At 72.3% G+C, this 14883-nt stretch carries 17 protein-coding genes; 10 read left to right on the top strand and 7 right to left on the bottom strand.

Translation table 11 applies throughout. From position 1 onward, the window contains the following. Positions 1-182: 182 nt before the first annotated feature. The 3 genes from ACFYP0_RS24740 to ACFYP0_RS24730 all read right to left on the bottom strand — a co-directional run bounded on the left by ACFYP0_RS24740 (position 183) and on the right by ACFYP0_RS24730 (position 3028). On the bottom strand, positions 183-1916 hold the full coding sequence (locus tag ACFYP0_RS24740) for a DEAD/DEAH box helicase (protein WP_356977033.1): 1734 nt from the start codon (positions 1914-1916) through the stop codon (positions 183-185). A 190-nt stretch (positions 1917-2106) separates the two neighbouring features. Next, positions 2107-2769, bottom strand: a complete 663-nt coding sequence (locus tag ACFYP0_RS24735) for a trimeric intracellular cation channel family protein (RefSeq protein ID WP_356977031.1) — start codon at positions 2767-2769, stop codon at positions 2107-2109. A 40-nt stretch (positions 2770-2809) separates the two neighbouring features. Continuing rightward, a complete protein-coding gene (locus ACFYP0_RS24730) occupies positions 2810-3028 on the bottom strand; it encodes a DUF3039 domain-containing protein (RefSeq protein WP_007456912.1) in 219 nt (72 codons plus the stop codon). A gap of 88 nt (positions 3029-3116) precedes the next feature. Between ACFYP0_RS24730 and ACFYP0_RS24725 the strand changes: the two genes are divergently transcribed. Further along, a complete protein-coding gene (locus ACFYP0_RS24725; RefSeq protein ID WP_386997714.1) occupies positions 3117-4052 on the top strand; it encodes a pseudouridine-5'-phosphate glycosidase in 936 nt (311 codons plus the stop codon). Beyond that, positions 4049-4948 (top strand): carbohydrate kinase family protein, encoded by a 900-nt coding sequence (locus ACFYP0_RS24720; protein WP_356977027.1) that lies wholly within the window; start codon positions 4049-4051, stop codon positions 4946-4948. Before ACFYP0_RS24725 ends, ACFYP0_RS24720 begins: the two co-directional genes overlap by 4 nt. Before the next feature lie 64 nt (positions 4949-5012). Here the strand turns inward: ACFYP0_RS24720 and ACFYP0_RS24715 are convergent, their stop codons facing one another. Continuing rightward, complete coding sequence (locus ACFYP0_RS24715; protein ID WP_355501888.1) at positions 5013-5372, bottom strand: DUF3099 domain-containing protein; 360 nt, start codon at positions 5370-5372, stop codon at positions 5013-5015. Positions 5373-5476: 104 nt separating this feature from the next. Between ACFYP0_RS24715 and ACFYP0_RS24710 the strand changes: the two genes are divergently transcribed. Together ACFYP0_RS24710 and ACFYP0_RS24705 are read left to right on the top strand one after the other, a co-directional pair. Next, positions 5477-5761 (top strand): hypothetical protein, encoded by a 285-nt coding sequence (locus tag ACFYP0_RS24710; RefSeq protein ID WP_355501891.1) that lies wholly within the window; start codon positions 5477-5479, stop codon positions 5759-5761. 17 nt (positions 5762-5778) lie between these two features. Then, entirely contained in the window at positions 5779-6090 is a 312-nt protein-coding gene (locus ACFYP0_RS24705) for a hypothetical protein (RefSeq protein ID WP_124858894.1), read from the top strand. 9 nt (positions 6091-6099) lie between these two features. Here ACFYP0_RS24705 and ACFYP0_RS24700 read toward each other — a convergent pair whose 3' ends face one another. Continuing rightward, positions 6100-6690 (bottom strand): HhH-GPD-type base excision DNA repair protein, encoded by a 591-nt coding sequence (locus tag ACFYP0_RS24700; RefSeq protein WP_355501969.1) that lies wholly within the window; start codon positions 6688-6690, stop codon positions 6100-6102. A 95-nt stretch (positions 6691-6785) separates the two neighbouring features. Here ACFYP0_RS24700 and ACFYP0_RS24695 point away from each other — a divergent pair, with 95 nt between their 5' ends. Both ACFYP0_RS24695 and dtd read left to right on the top strand, forming a co-directional pair. Continuing rightward, positions 6786-8270, top strand: coding sequence for a DUF7782 domain-containing protein (locus ACFYP0_RS24695; RefSeq protein ID WP_386997711.1), 1485 nt, complete (start codon positions 6786-6788; stop codon positions 8268-8270). Continuing rightward, positions 8270-8692 carry a D-aminoacyl-tRNA deacylase gene (gene dtd, locus ACFYP0_RS24690; protein ID WP_124858896.1) on the top strand — a complete coding sequence of 141 codons (423 nt, stop codon included), beginning with the start codon at positions 8270-8272 and terminating at the stop codon, positions 8690-8692. The genes ACFYP0_RS24695 and dtd overlap by 1 nt, the downstream gene beginning before the upstream one ends. Positions 8693-8859: 167 nt before the next feature. On the opposite strand, the gene ACFYP0_RS24685 is transcribed toward dtd, so the two are convergent. Beyond that, positions 8860-9648, bottom strand: a complete 789-nt coding sequence (locus tag ACFYP0_RS24685; protein WP_386997774.1) for a sporulation protein — start codon at positions 9646-9648, stop codon at positions 8860-8862. Positions 9649-9881: 233 nt separating this feature from the next. Here ACFYP0_RS24685 and sigB point away from each other — a divergent pair, with 233 nt between their 5' ends. The 4 genes from sigB to ACFYP0_RS24665 all read left to right on the top strand — a co-directional run bounded on the left by sigB (position 9882) and on the right by ACFYP0_RS24665 (position 12307). Next, the gene (sigB, locus tag ACFYP0_RS24680; RefSeq protein ID WP_386997709.1) at positions 9882-10898 is read left to right on the top strand and encodes an RNA polymerase sigma factor SigB; all 1017 of its coding nucleotides are present in this window, start codon (positions 9882-9884) and stop codon (positions 10896-10898) included. 121 nt (positions 10899-11019) lie between these two features. Beyond that, on the top strand, positions 11020-11400 hold the full coding sequence (locus ACFYP0_RS24675) for an ArsR/SmtB family transcription factor (RefSeq protein ID WP_124854414.1): 381 nt from the start codon (positions 11020-11022) through the stop codon (positions 11398-11400). Continuing rightward, a complete protein-coding gene (locus tag ACFYP0_RS24670) occupies positions 11397-11903 on the top strand; it encodes an SRPBCC domain-containing protein (RefSeq protein ID WP_355501897.1) in 507 nt (168 codons plus the stop codon). The genes ACFYP0_RS24675 and ACFYP0_RS24670 overlap by 4 nt, the downstream gene beginning before the upstream one ends. Further along, positions 11900-12307 carry a VOC family protein gene (locus ACFYP0_RS24665; RefSeq protein WP_124854412.1) on the top strand — a complete coding sequence of 136 codons (408 nt, stop codon included), beginning with the start codon at positions 11900-11902 and terminating at the stop codon, positions 12305-12307. The genes ACFYP0_RS24670 and ACFYP0_RS24665 overlap by 4 nt, the downstream gene beginning before the upstream one ends. A gap of 10 nt (positions 12308-12317) precedes the next feature. On the opposite strand, the gene ACFYP0_RS24660 is transcribed toward ACFYP0_RS24665, so the two are convergent. Then, a complete protein-coding gene (locus ACFYP0_RS24660) occupies positions 12318-14873 on the bottom strand; it encodes a bifunctional acetate--CoA ligase family protein/GNAT family N-acetyltransferase (protein WP_355501900.1) in 2556 nt (851 codons plus the stop codon). Positions 14874-14883 lie beyond the last annotated feature (10 nt).

Here is a 14883-nt window from a genome sequence, read left to right as displayed (position 1 = left end):
CGCCAAGATCGTGCTCGAACCAGGATGTAGTGGCCTCACCGACGCACCGATGCCACTACATCCGGGATATTGCGCGATCTTGACCGAGACACCCCGTAGAGGGCATCCCGGGCGTCCCGGGCAGGCAATCCTCGGCGCCCCAGCCAGCCGGCTGCGGCTGGGCAGCCTCGAGCTGGGCAGATCTAGAGTGTCTGCACGGTGGCGATGCGTTCCTCAAGTTGCTCGATGGTGGCCTGGGCGCTCGGCGGCCCGCCGCAGAGCCGGCGCAGCTCGGCATGGATCTTGCCGTGCGGCTGACCGGTGCGGTGGTGTCGGGCGGCCACCAGGGCGTTCAGTTGGCGCCGGAGCGCCACGCGACGCTGGGCGGCGCTCATGGGTGCGGGTGGCGCTGCGGTGGGCGCAGCGGCCGGCTGAGCGCCCCCGTCGGCCGTACGACGGCGTTGGGCGGCGAGCTGTGCGGCCTGTCGCTTGGTCAGCAGCAGCGAAACCTGGTCGGCGGTGAGCAGACCGGGCAGGCCGAGGTATTCCTCTTCCTCGGGAGTGCCGGCCTGGGCCGCGGTGCCGAACGACGCGCCGTCGAAGATCACCTGGTCGAGCTCGGCGGTGGCCGAGAGCGCGGCGAACCGCTTCTCCAGCTCCCCGCTGGCCTGGTCGTCGCGCTGGGCGCGTTCCAACAGGTCGTCGTCGAAACCGTCGGCTTCCTTGGGTTTACCGAGTACGTGGTCGCGCTCGGTCTCCATCTCGCTGGCCAACCCGAGCAGGTGCGGCACGCTGGGCAGGAACACCGACGCGGTCTCCCCGGGCCGGCGGGCCCGCACGAAGCGGCCGATCGCCTGGGCGAAGTAGAGCGGCGTGCTGGCGCTGGTGGCGTAGACCCCGACCGCCAGTCGCGGGATGTCGACCCCCTCGGACACCATCCGCACCGCGACCAGCCACCGCTGGTCGGACGCCGCGAACGTCGCGATCCGGGCGGACGCGCCCTGGTCGTCGGAGAGCACCACGGCGGCCTTCTCGCCGGTCACCTGCTCGATCAGCTTGGCGTACGAACGGGCGGTCTGCTGGTCGGTGGCGATGATCAGACCACCGGCGTCGGCCATGCCCGCGTTGCGCAGCACGGTGAGTCGGGCGTCGGCGGCCCGCAGCACCTGTGGCATCCAGTCGCCGGCCGGGTCCAGGGCGGTACGCCACGCCTGGGCCACCAGGTCCTGGGTCATCGGCTCGCCCAGCCGGGCCGCCAGCTCCTCCCCCGCGTTGGTACGCCATCGGGTCTCCCCGGAGTACGCCAGGAAGAGCACCGGCCGGACCACGCCGTCGCGCAGCGCGTCGGAGTAGCCGTACACCGAGTCGGCGCGGGAGCGCAGCAGCCCGTCCCCACCCCGCTCGTAGCTGACGAACGGGATCGGGTTGTCGTCGGAGCGGAAGGGCGTCCCGGTGAGCATCAGCCGGCGTACGGCGGGTTCGAAGGCGTTCTTCACCCCGTCGCCCCAGGACCGGGAGTCGCCGGCGTGGTGGATCTCGTCGAGGATGACCAGGGTGCGCCGGGTCATGGTGCGTCGCCGGTGCACCTGCGGGGCCATCCCCACCTGCGCGTAGGTGACCACCGCGCCGTGGAAGTCGGCCGCGGAGTGCAGGTCGGCGTTGCGGAAGGCGGCATCGAGTTGGATGCCCACCCGGGCCGCCGCGTCTGCCCACTGGTTTTTCAGGTGCTCGGTCGGAGCGACCACGGTGACCGCCTCCACGGTGCCGTCACCGAGCAACTCCGCCGCGATCCGCAGGGCGAAGGTGGTCTTGCCGGCGCCGGGCGTGGCGACCGCGGTGAAGTCGTCGCTACGGCGACGCAGGTACTCCACCATCGCCTTGCGCTGCCAGGCGCGCAGCGCCGGGAACGTCTCGAGCACCGGCGTCCGGGCTGCCACGCGAAGCTCCTCTCCGACCGCACGATGGCGGACCCCGGGCGAGGGCCACGAGGATCCGCCGCCCATGAAAACGCCTCCGCGCAGAAGCTGCCGCGAAGGCCGACTCAGCATAACCAGCACGGGCCGTCGGGCCCAGGCGACGCCACGCTGGTCACAATCCGGCACCTGACCGAACAGCGGCCCGACCGTCTCACCACTCCCGGTCGGTGCGGGGATCCGCCCCGTCGGCGCGCGGCGGGCGCAGCGTGGCCACCGGCGCGGACCAGCGTCGACGCAGCGCGATCAGGCGCAGTCCGAAGACCAGGACGGCGGCGGCGGTGAGCGGGGCGGGCCCGGTTTTCCCGGTGACGTACAGCAGCACCACCAGAACCGAACCGGCCAGTGCGGCCAGCGCGTAGATCTCCCGGCGCAGCACGACCGGAATCTCGGCGGTGAGCAGGTCGCGGCCCAGCCCGCCGCCGATCGCGGTGAGCATGCCGATCAGGCAGGCCCCGACGGCCGGCACCCGGGCGTCGAGCGCCTTGAGCGTGCCGGTGACGGTGAACAGCGCAAGGCCGGCCGCGTCCAGCACCAGCACGGTGGTGCGCAGTCGGACCAGTTGCGGGTGCAGCCAGAAGACGGCGAGCGCGGTGATCGCGGCGGTGGCCGCGTACCGCCAGTCGGCGAAGGCCAGCGGCGGCACCTCGTCGATGACCAGGTCCCGGAGGATCCCACCGCCGAGGGCGGCCACGAAGCCGACGAACGCGACACCGAACAGGTCCAGTCGCTTGGCCACCGCCGCCGAGGCCCCGGACGCGGCGAACACCGCCACCCCGGTCAGGTCGGCGAGGAGCAGGGCGGTGGAGGTGGTCACCGCCGCAGGCTACGTCGCCGGCTGAAGCACCGGCCGAGGTTCACTCGCGGTACGAGTCGTAGATCTCCTTGCACTTGGGGCAGACCGGCGAACCCGGCTTGGCCGCCTTGGTGACCGGGAAGGTCTCGCCGCAGAGAGCGACGACGAAAGTGCCCATGACGGCGCTCTCGGCGATCTTCTCCTTGCGGACGTAGTGGAACATCTCGGGACCGGTATCCGCGTCCTTCAGCTCCGGACGCTCGAGAACCTCTGTGCTCACGTCTGCACCTCCGACCGACAAGTTTGGCAGGTCATCATGGCCGGGTCCACTTGAGGCCGGCCGAGGCCCCACCCCGTACGGTGCCTGTGTGACTGACTTTCGCATCAGCTACGGCACCGAGGTCGCCGAAGCCCAGCGCGACGGCCGGCCCGTCGTCGCGCTGGAGAGCACCATCGTCTCGCACGGTCTGCCCCGACCGGAGAACCTGCGGGTGGCCAGGGAGATCGAGCGAACCGTTCGGGACGCCGGGGCCGTTCCGGCGACGATCGGCATGATCGCCGGCGAGCTGGTGGTCGGCCTGGACGACGCGCAGCTGACCCGGCTGGCCACCGTCGACGGGGTGACGAAGCTCTCCGTCCGCGACCTCGCGGTGGCTGCCGCGACCGGCGCGGACGGCGCGACCACGGTGGCCGCGACCAGCGCGGTGGCCGCTGCCGCCGGCATCGGCGTGTTCGCCACCGGCGGGCTGGGTGGGGTGCACCGGGAGGCCGCGCACACCTTCGACGAGTCGGCGGACCTGGTCACCCTGGCGCAGACCCCGATCGCGGTGGTCTGCGCCGGGGTCAAGTCGATCCTCGACGTGGGCGCGACGCTGGAGCGCCTGGAGACCCTCGGGGTCGCGGTGGTCGGTTACCGCACCCGCCGGTTCCCCGGCTTCTACCTCACCGACGCCGGCTTCGACCTGGACTGGTCGGTGGACTCGCCGGAGCAGGTCGCCGCCGTGCTCGCCGCCCGGGACGAGCACGCCGTGCACACCGGCGGGATGCTCATCGCCAACCCGCTGCCGGTCGACGAGCAGCTCGACCCGGACCTGCACGACCGGACGCTCACCGAGGGCCTGGCCCTGCTGGAGCGGGACGGGATCACCGGAAAGGCCGTCACCCCGTACCTGCTCGCGCACTTCCACTCGGCCACCGAGGGCGCGAGCCTGGCGGTGAACGTGCGGATCATCCTGCGCAACGCCGACCTGGCCGCCCGGATCGCGGTCGCCTCGGTGGCCCGCGGCACCGCCGTCCCGGCATGACCCGACCGGCCCGGGTGGTCGTCGTCGGGGACGTGATCACCGATGTGGTCGCCGTGCTGTCCGGGCCGCTCGCGGCCGGCTCGGACACCGGGGCCGCGATCAGTCTCGGCGGTGGCGGTCAGGCGGCCAATACCGCCGCCTGGATCGCCGCACAGCGGGTGGACGTCACGCTCGTCGGCGCCGTCGGTGACGACGACGCCGGGCGGGACCGGGTGGCCGAGCTGGAGCGGGCGGGCGTCGACTGCGCCATCGAGCGGATCGAGGGCGCCCCGACCGGCACGGTCATCGTGCTGGCCGCCGACGACGAGCGCACCATGGTCAGCCAGCGGGGCGCGAACCTGCGGCTGAGCGCCGCGCACGTCGAGCAGGCCCTCGCGGCGGCCCCCGACGCTGGGCATCTGCACCTGTCCGCGTACACCCTGTTGGACGCGGAGTCGCGCGGCGCGGGGCTGCGGGCGTTGGCCGCCGCCCGCGAGCGCGGGCTCACCATCAGCGTCGACGCGGCCTCCGCGGCGCCGCTGCGGCGGGTCGGCGCGGCGGCGTTCCTGGGTTGGGTACGCGACATCGACCTGCTCCTGGTCAACGCGGACGAGGCGACGGTGCTGGCCGGCGGGCTGGACCCGGCGGCGCAGGGGCGGGCGCTGTCGGCGACGGCTCGGCGGGTGGTGGTGAAGCGCGGCGCGGCCGGCGCGGTCTGGGTGGACCGCACCACGCCGGTCTGCGTGGCTCCGGCCAGCCGGGTGGCGGTGGTGGACGTCACGGGCGCGGGCGACGCCTTCGCGGCCGGCCTGCTCACCGCGTGGCTCGCCGGTGCCACCCCGACCGCGGCACTGAGCCGCGCCACCGACCTGGGTGCGCTCGCCGTCTCCACCGCTGGGGCTCGGCCACAGGCGTAGCGGCCGGCGTACGGTCACCGGGCACAGCGCGGCCGTGACGGATCGAACCCTGGCCCGTTCGCGGTCAGGGTTCGACGTCGATGACCTTGTGTGGGCGCTCCTCGGCGGTGAGGCTCATCGGCGGGGTGTCGTCGGTGTGCCGGCGGTGGAACCGGTTGGCCAGCCGGTGCTCTTCCTTCGGCGGCCGGTCGTTGGCCAGCAGCACGGCCAGCCAGGGGATGAGCACCATGCCGAGGGCGCACAACGGCAGCCAGAGCCAGAGCAGTGGGGCGTTCGCACCGACCAGGATCGCGCCGGCGATGATGCAGGCCACCCGGATGCCCATCATCAGGACGTAGCGGCGCTGACGGCTGTTGAGCTGATCGCCCTGGCTGCGCGAGGCGTCAGTGATCAGAATCGGCTGGTACGCCTGACGCTTCACCATGGACCTCCTCGAGGGGGTTACGCCTCATCCTGTCACCGCAGGTCCGTGATCAGCGAACTTCGAGTCATCCGGCTTCGTGTTACGCACGTGGTACGCTCCGCGATGTGGGCAGCAGGTTCAGCTTCACCGACGAGGCGTTGGCCAACCTGAGGGTCTACGACGTCACACCCGGGGAAGTCTGGGAGGCGCTGCACAGCGCCCGACGGGTCATCCGTCATCTGGGTGACGACGTGATGGTGGTCTACGCCGTCGGCCGTCGGGGCCGCCGGCTGGCGGTGCTGCTCGCCGAGGCCGATGGCACCGACAACGACTGGGACATTCTTTCCGCCCGCGAGTTGAGCGACGTCGAGTCCAAGCGCTACGACGAGGCCGTGCGGAGATCTCGGTAGATGAGGAGGCCGTGACGATGCACCGTAACGACGCGACCAAGCAGTTCCACGGCGGCGGCGAGCGAATCGCCGAGCTGATCGACGAGAGCCCGGCGGCGGAGCTGCCAACCCCCGACAGCGACGTGCCGATGGTGAGCCGCTCGGTGCGGCTGCCACTGGACACCTACGAGCGGGTTCGCGCCGCCGCCGACGCCCGGGGCATCGGGGTCACCACGCTGATGCGCCAGTGGATCGAGGCCGGCCTGGCCGACCTGGACGACTCGGCGACCGTCTCGCTGGCCGACGTCCGGCGCGCGCTGGCCTCACTGGCGCACCCCACCGCCGCCTGAGCAGACGGCTCAGCCGCCGGTCGCCTTCGCCTTGGCCGCCGCCTTCATCTGCTGCTTGAACTCCCGCACCCGACGCAACGAATCGGCGTCGGTGACGTCGGCCACCGACCGGTACGCGCCCGGGTCGCCGTAGTCTCCGGCTGCCTTCCGCCAGTCCTGCGGGGTCACCCCGAACCGCTTGCCGAGCAGGGCCACGAAGATCTGTGCCTTCTGCTTGCCGAAGCCGGGCAGCGCGGCGACCCGGCGCAGCAGCTCCGGCCCGTCGGCGACCTCGGCCCAGAGCAACGCCGCGTCACCGTCGTAGCGCTCCACCAGCACCTGACAGACCTCCTGCACCCGGGCCGCCATGGCCTTGGGGAACCGGTGCAGGGCGGGCGGCTGGGCGAAGAGCGCGACCAGAGCCTCCGGGTCGTACCCGGCCAGCTCCGCCGCGTCCAGCTCATGGCCGAGCCGCTGCGCCAGCACGTACGGCGACGAGAACGCCTTCTCCATCGGCACCTGTTGATCGAGAACCATGCCGAGCAGCAGGGCCAGCGGGCTGCGCTCCAGCAGCCGGTTGGCCTCCGGGTCGATGGGCAGGACAAGCGTCATGCGGACCATCCTGCCTGGCGCACTGACCCGGGCGGACACCGACGCTCCGACGTCTACCGGCGGGTGACGCTGACCCGGGACCCAACGGAGGGCAGGATGTCGGGGTGGACGAACACGACATGCTGCTCTCCCCCGCCGGCGTCGACGCGCTGCGCAGCGCACTGACCCGGACCGGATTCACCAGTCACGGCATCGCCGAGCGGCTGGGAGCCCAGGCGACCGCGGCGGTCGCCCGCAACGACTACCGGGCCGCGCTGCTGGCCACCGGGGACGGCGACCCGCTCGGCACCCTGATCCGGGTGTTCATCTGCGCCCAGACCGAGTCGGAGGCGGCGGTGACCGCCGCGCTGGCGCCGCTGAGCCTGGCCGAGGCGCTGGCCGGCGGGCTGGTCGAGCGGTACGGCGACGGCCTGCGTGCCGGCATCGACCTGGAGCCGTACGGCGAGGACTGGTGGGTGCTCGCCGACGTGCCGGCCAGCGCCCGCCCGGGTCGCCCGTTGCACGCCGAGCACGTCCTCGGCGTCGGCGGGGCGACCCACACCCTGATCGGCGCGACCATGCGCCGGCCGGTCGACACCGCACTGGACCTGGGCACCGGCTCCGGCATCCAGGCCCTGCACCTGGGCACCCACGCCAGGTCGGTGACCGCCACCGACCTCTCCGAGCGGGCGCTGCGCTTCGCCGCGACCACCGCCGCCCTCAACGGTCAGGACTGGGAGCTGCTCCGCGGCGACATGGTCGCCCCGGTGGCCGGTCGGCGGTTCGACCTGGTGGTGAGCAACCCACCGTTCGTGGTCGGTCCGGGCACGACCACGCACGTGTACCGCGACTCCGGCCGGGTCGGTGACGCGATCGGCGCCGAGCTGGCCGCCGCCGCCCCGGGCCTGCTCACCGAGGGCGGCACCATGCAGTACCTGGCGAACTGGGTGCACGTCGCAGGCGAGGAGTGGGACGAGCGGGTGGCCGGCTGGTTCGCCGGGACCGGCCTGGACGCCTGGGTGATCCAGCGCGAGGTGGCCGACCCGATGGCGTACGTCGACCTGTGGCTCACCGACGTCGGCGAGACCGCCGACCCGCAGCGGATGGCCGTCTGGCTGGACTGGTTCGACGCTCACAAGGTGGAGGGCATCGGCTTCGGCATCGTGTCACTGCGTCGCAGCGGGCACTCCGACCCGGTGGTCCGGGTGGAGGATCTGCGCCAGCGGGTGCAGCCACCGCTGGGCGACCAGGTCGCCGCCTGGTTCGACCGCCAGGACTTTCTCCGGGTACGCGACACCGAGGCGTTGCTCGCCGAGCGCTACCGGGCCGCCGAGGGCCTCCAACTGCGCCAGGAGGCCACCATGGGCGACGAGGGCTGGGGGGTGGACCGGCAGGTCCTCGCGATGCCGCACGGCCTGCGCTGGACCGAGGAGATCGACCCGCTGGTGCTGGCGCTGGTCGGCGGCGCCGACGGCCGGCTGCCGCTGCGTGACCAGCTCGCCCTGCTCGCCGCCGCGCACGACGTCGAGCCCGACGAGATGGCCGAGGCGGCCGGCCCGATCGTGGCGCACCTGGTGGAGCGCGGCTTCATCGAGCCGGTGAGCGCCTGATGCGGGCGGTGGTGCAGACCGTCGGGCAGGCCAGCGTGACGGTGGACGGGGAGGTGGTCGGTGCCATCGAGAACGGCCTGCTGGTGCTGCTCGGCGTGACCCACACCGACACCGCGGAGACCGCTCAGACGATGGCCCGCAAGGTGCACGAGGTACGCATCCTGGACGGTGAGCGGTCCGCCGCCGACACCGGCGCGCCGATCCTGGTGGTCAGCCAGTTCACCCTCTACGGCGACGTCCGCAAGGGCCGCCGACCGAGCTGGACCGCCGCCGCCCCCGCCGAGGTCGCCGAGCCACTGGTGACAGCGGTGGTCGACGCCCTACGCGAACGAGGAGCGAAGGTGGAGACCGGCCGCTTCCGCACCCACATGCTGGTCGAGAGCACCAACATCGGCCCCCAAACCCTCCTCCTGGACCTCTAACCCACCCCACCCCACCCCACCCACCCCACCCACCCCCACCCCACCCCAGCCCGGTTGATCATGAGGTTGACGGGCCTTTTGAAGATCGAATCGCCGGCCAACCTCATGATCAGCGGGGGCGGCCGGTGGGGGGTGGGCGTGAGGGTGGGGGTGGGAGGTAGTTGGGGTTAGGAGAAGAGGCCTCGGCGGGTTAGGGACTGGCGGAGCCAGTTGTCGAGTTCGGCTGTCCAGTCGGTACGGTCGGCGGTGGCGTGGTCGACAGTGAACCGGCCGAAGGCGTCCCGCCCCTCGGTGAAGACACCGCCGCGCTTGTCGACCTCCAGCACCACCTGCATCTGCTGCGCGTCGGCGATGAAGGTGACCTCCAACTGGTTGATCGAGCGGGCGTACTGCGGCGCCGGGCTGAACTCGATCTCCTGGTAGAACGGCAACGTCTGGCGTACGCCGTAGATGTGACCACGCTCCACATCGGCGCGTGCGAACCGGAAGCCCAGCCGCAGCAGCGCGTCCAGCAGTCGCTCCTGCGCCGGCAGCGGGTGCACCGACACGGCGTCCAGGTCACCCTTGTCGACCGCGCGGGCGACCTCGAGCTCGGTACGCAGGCCCATCGTCATCCCGTGCAGGTGCTGCCCGTACAGCTCGGTGACCGGTGTCTCCCACGGCACGTCGAAGCGGAACGGAAGGTCGTAGCGCTGCCCCGGCTCCAGCCGGAACGCGCCGGTGACCTGCTGGCGGTGGAACTCCTGAGTGGTGTCGTAGTCGTTGTCGCCGCTCTCCACCTCGACCCGGGTGACCAGGCCGAGAGCGACGTGGTCGATGTCGACCTGGTGGTCGCCGCCCAGCACCTGGATCCGGCCCTCCATCTGGCCGCCCGGGCGGCAGTTCGCGTTGGCCAGCACCGTCTCCACCGACGGACCACCGACGCCCATCGCCTTCATGAGCCGCTTGAAGACCACACCGTCCTCCAACTGTCGTTTCCGGCCGACCAGAGGTGGCCGGCCGTCCGCAACGTAGCCGGGGCGGGCAACCACACACTCCGACGACACACCGCACCAGCGATCCGACGCAATTCCTGTCGGGTGCCCGATCGCCTCACTCCCGTTTTACGCCCTGCCCGCCAAGCTGTTGTTCACACCGGCACCACTGGGCCGGGAACACGGCACCGACGTGGAAGCGGGGAGAGACAGAGATGGTCCTTCAGATGACGGAACACCGGACGCGCCCGGCCACCACGCCCCTCACTGACGGGGCCCCCGAGGCCCTCGTCGACCTGGACGCCACCGACGAGCGCGGCATCTCCACCGACCTGGTCCGGGCCTACCTCAACGGAATCGGCCGGACGAAGCTGCTGACCGCCGCGCAGGAGGTCGACCTGGCCCGGCGCATCGAGGCTGGCCTGTTCGCCGACGAGAAGCTGGCCACCTGCACCCCGGTCTCCGCGGAGCTGCGAGCCGACCTGGAGCTGATCGTCGCGGAGGGCCGGGCGGCCAAGGACCACCTGTTGGAGGCGAACCTGCGGCTGGTGGTCAGCATCGCCAAGCGCTACACGGGCCGTGGCATGGCGTTTCTCGACCTGATCCAGGAGGGCAACCTCGGTCTGATCCGGGCGGTGGAGAAGTTCGACTACGCCAAGGGCTACAAGTTCTCCACGTACGCCACCTGGTGGATCCGACAGGCCATCACCCGCGCCATGGCCGACCAGGCCCGCACCATCCGCATCCCCGTGCACATGGTCGAGCAGGTCAACCGGATGGTTCGGGCCCGCCGCGAGCTGGCGGTGACGCTGGGCCGCGAGCCGACGGTCGCCGAGGTGGCCCGCGCACTGGAGATCCCCGAGATCCAGGTCATCGAGCTGATCTCCTACGACCGGGAACCGGTCAGCCTGGACCAGGCCGTCGGCGACGACGGTGAGAGCGCGCTCGGCGACTTCGTGGCCTCGGTGGACCCGCGCACCGAGCCGGGCGACGCCGCCGCCCAGGGCGAGCTGCGCAACGAGGTCAGCATCGTGCTCTCCACCCTGTCCCAGCGGGAACAGGCAGTCATCCGCCTCCGGTTCGGCCTGGACGACGGCCGCCAGCGCACCCTGGACGAGGTCGGCCGGGAGTTCGGCCTGTCCCGGGAGCGGATCCGGCAGATCGAGAAGGTGACGCTGCTGAAGCTGCGCGCCCCGGAGCGGGCCCAGCGCCTGGAGGCGTACGCCTGCTGACGCACCCGGTTCCCACGGAAGGCCCCGGCGGTTCGCCGGGGCCTTCCGTGCTGTCGGGGTGCTTGACGAAGACGCCCAATCACGATACAAACCAACTGGTTATAGAACCAGGAGGTTATAGGTGGCGGACACCGAGCTGTTGGATGCGACCTTCGCGGCGCTGGCCGACCCGACTCGGCGGGCCATCCTCGCCCGACTCGCGGCTGGGGAGGCGACCGTGACAGAGCTGGCAGCACCCTTCGCGATGAGCCAGCCGGCCATCTCCAAGCACCTCAGGGTGCTGGAACGCGCTGGCCTCGTCAGCCGGGGGCGGGACGCCCAGCGCCGTCCGTGCCGACTGGAGGCCCGCCCACTGCGCGATGCCACGGCCTGGCTCGCCAACTACCGCGACTACTGGGTGGAGAGCTACCAACGTCTCGACGTACTGCTCGACGAACTCCAGTCCGTCGACCACACCGGCACCGAGCGTCGGCCCGCCAGACCGAACGGAACGGGCGGTTGACCAACGTCGACGACCCGCTCGTCGTCCACACCCCGGGTGATCGGGAGATCGTGCTGAGTCGGCTGTTCGAGGCACCGGCGCGGCTGGTGTTCGCCGCCTTCACCCGACCCGAACTGCTGGCCCGGTGGTACGGCGCGCGCGGCTGGAGGCTGACGGAGTGCGACGTCGACCTGCGGATCGGTGGACGGTGGCGGTTCGTGTCGCAGGGCCCGGAGGGTGCCCGGATGGTCCAGGCCGGGGTCTACCGGCAGATCGAGCCACCACACCGGCTGGTCTGCACCGAACGCTTCGACGACCAGTCCTATCCGGGCGAGACGCTGGTCAGCCACGAGTTCTCCGAGGTGGCCGGGCGAACGACAGTCACCACCACGCTGCTCTACGCCACCGCAGAGGGGCGGAACATCGTGCTGCGCTATCCGATGGCGCGGGGCGTCGGGCAGAGCTTCACCCGACTGGCCGATCTGCTGCACTCAACAACGACGACAGAGGAAGAGCACTCATGAACTGGACACTCGAAGTGGTGATCGTGCCGGTCTCCGATGTGGAGCGGGCGAAGAAGTTCTACGCCGACCAGCTCGGCTTCACTGTGGATCACGACACGGTGATCAATGACGACGCGCGCATCGTCCAGCTGACGCCGCCCGGCTCGGGCTGCTCGATCGTGATCGGTAAGGGCGTCGTCCCGGAGATGCCGCCCGGCTCACTCAAGGGCCTGCAACTGGTGGTGCCCGACCTGAAGCGGGCCCACGAGGAGCTGGTCGGGCGGGGTGTGGAGGTCAGCGAGATCCAGGTGGTCGGTCAGAACCCCCGGCCGGTGCCGGATCCACTGGACAACGTCGGCTTCGTCTTCTTCGCCGACCCGGACGGCAACACCTGGGGCGTCCAGCAGATCTCCAGCCGCGCCTGACCGGGCACGCTCACAGGCGGCGGGGGCCGGTGTCCGGGCGGGCGACCACGCCACCCACCCCCACCTGCGCGTGCAGGACCGAGATGCCATCCGGGCGGGCGAGCACCGGGTTGAGGGTCAGCGAGCGCACCCGGGGCTGTTCGTCGGCGAGCTGACCCACCCGCAGCAGCAGATCGGCCAGGGCTGCCCGGTCGACCGGCGCGGCCCCCCGATGCCCGCGCAGCAGCGGCGCCGCCCGAGGCTCCTCGACCAGCTCGGCCGCGTCCCGGTCGGTCAGCGGCACCGCCCGCCAGGCCCGATCGCCGAGCAACTCGGTGGCGACCCCACCCAGGCCGAAGCCGACCACCGGCCCGAACGCGGGGTCTTCCACCACCTCCACCACACAGGCCACGCCGGGCGGGACCATCGGCTGGACCAGCGCGTCCGCGCCGAAGGTCGCCGCCAGGTCGGCGTACGCCCGGCGGAGGGTCGGCTCGTCGGGCAGGTCCAGCCGGACCGCGCCGAGGTCGAGCCGGTGCCGCAGCCCGGGGGCGGCCGCCTTGAGCGCCACCGGGAAGCCCAGCCGCGCCGCCGCGTCGACCGCGGCGTCGACCGAGTCGACGGACACCGAGGCCACCACGTCGATGCCGTACGCGGCCAGCAGCGCACCCGGGTCGGTGGCCTCGGCCCGGAGCGCGGCCTGCGCGGCAGCCCGATCGAGGTCGGGCAGCTCCGGTGCCACCCCGGGCGGGCGGCGAAGCCACTCGGCGTACCGGTGCGCGCGGGCGAGAGCGCGGACCGCCTCCTCCACGCCGCCGTACGCCGGCACCCCCGGTGGCAGCCGCCCGACCAGGAACGTCGCCACTGTCGGCTTGCCCAACGCGAGGGCGGCCGGCAGCGCGGCGGTGACGTCGGCGTCCACCTCGGTCAGTTGGCCGGGTAGCGGCGGGGCGAACACCACCACCAGGGCGTCCACCCGTTCGTCGGCGGCCGTCTCGGCGAGCGCGGCGGCGAACTCGGCGGCACCGGCGCTCGGCCCGACGTCGCGGGGATAACCGTCGGCCACGCTCAGGCCCTGCCCGACGCAGGCGGTCGCGGCAAGCCCGGTGAGAGCCGAGGAGTTGCCGACCACACCGACCCGGCCTCCGGCCGGCAACGGCTGGTTGGCCAGCAGCACACCCACGTCGAGCAACTCCGGCACGGTGTCCACCCGGATCACCCCGGACTGGGCGAAGAGCGCCGCCACCGCCACCTCGTCCGGCCCGGCGGCGTCACCGACCCCGGGCGGGCGGGCCGGCGAGGCGAGCGCGACGACCGGTTTGGCGCGGCCGATCCGCCGGGCCAACCGGGCGAACTTGCGCGGGTTCCCGAAGGTCTCCAGGTAGAGCATGATCACGTCGGTGCCAGGGTCGTCCTGCCAGTACTGCAGGAGGTCGTTGCCGGAGACGTCGGCCCGGTTGCCGGCCGAGACGAAGCTGGACAGCCCGAGGCCCCGCCGGTCCGCCTCGGCGAGCAGCGCCACGCCGAACGCACCCGACTGACTGAAGATGCCGACCCGGCCGGCCGGCGGCAGGGCCGGGGCGAGGGTGGCGTTCAGGCGTACCGTCGGGTCGGTGTTGGCCACGCCCAGGCAGTTCGGGCCGACGACCCGCATCCCGGCCGCGTGTGCCGCGCGGACCAGCGCCCGCTGGGTGGCCGCGCCCTCGCCGCCGGCCTCGGCGAAGCCGGCTGAGATGACCACCAGGCCGTGCACCCCCGCGGCGGCGGCGTCGGCGACCACCGCGGTCGCCGCCTCCGGTGGGACCGCCACCACCGCCAGGTCCACCGGCGTTCCGGCATCAACCGCCGACGGGTACGCGGGCAGGCCCGCCACTGTCGACGCGCTCGGATGCACCGGCACCACCGCACCGGTGAACCCGCCGTCGCGCAGGTGCCCGAGCACCGCCGCGCCGACGCCCTGGCCGGTGGCGCTGGCGCCGTAGACGACGATGCCGCGCGGGGCGAGCAGGCGGGCGATCGAGCGGGCCTCGGTCCGGTGTTCGCGGCCGCGCTGCACCTCCAGGCTGGCCTCGGTGGGTGCGATGGGGAAGCTCAGGTGCACCACGCCGTCGGCGTACTCGCGCTGGACCTGGTAGCCGAAGTCGGCGAAGACCCGCAGCATCGTCCCGTTGGCCGGCAGCACCTCCGCGACGAAGCTCATGATGTCGTTGCGGCGGGCCGCATCGGCCAGGTGCTCCATCAGCACCGAGCCGATCCCCCGCCCCTGGTAGGCGTCCTCCACCACGAAGGCCACCTCCGCCTCGGGGGCCTGCGGGCCGAGCCGCTCGTACCGGCCGACCGCGACGATCTGGTCGGCGGCCAGCACCACGAACGCCTCCCGGTCGTGGTGGTCCACGGTGACGAAACGGATCAGATCCCGCTCCGGGATGCGCGGGTACGGCGAGAAGTACCGCAGGTAGCGGGTGCGCTCGGAGAACCGGCTGTGCATCGCCACGATGCCCGGAGCGTCGGCCGGGTCGATAGGTCGCAACTGGACCGTGCTGCCATCGCTGAGCAGCACGTCGACCGGCTGGTCCACGGTCGTCACCGGAACGTCC

Origin of the sequence: Micromonospora arida (genome assembly GCF_042873195.1) — a bacterium.
Lineage (GTDB): Bacteria > Actinomycetota > Actinomycetes > Mycobacteriales > Micromonosporaceae > Micromonospora > Micromonospora arida.
This window is presented reverse-complemented; position numbering and strand designations above follow the sequence as displayed.

Excerpts from the sequence above, each read along its gene's own strand:
- ACFYP0_RS24700 (WP_355501969.1), bottom strand. The coding sequence starts at position 6,690 with ATGGTCCGCATGACGCTTGTCCTGCCCATCGACCCGGAGGCCAACCGG.
- ACFYP0_RS24715 (WP_355501888.1), bottom strand. The coding sequence starts at position 5,372 with ATGGTGAAGCGTCAGGCGTACCAGCCGATTCTGATCACTGACGCCTCG.
- sigB (WP_386997709.1), top strand. The coding sequence starts at position 9,882 with ATGGTCCTTCAGATGACGGAACACCGGACGCGCCCGGCCACCACGCCC.
- ACFYP0_RS24665 (WP_124854412.1), top strand. The coding sequence starts at position 11,900 with ATGAACTGGACACTCGAAGTGGTGATCGTGCCGGTCTCCGATGTGGAG.
- dtd (WP_124858896.1), top strand. The coding sequence starts at position 8,270 with ATGCGGGCGGTGGTGCAGACCGTCGGGCAGGCCAGCGTGACGGTGGAC.
- ACFYP0_RS24720 (WP_356977027.1), top strand. The coding sequence starts at position 4,049 with ATGACCCGACCGGCCCGGGTGGTCGTCGTCGGGGACGTGATCACCGAT.
- ACFYP0_RS24705 (WP_124858894.1), top strand. The coding sequence starts at position 5,779 with ATGCACCGTAACGACGCGACCAAGCAGTTCCACGGCGGCGGCGAGCGA.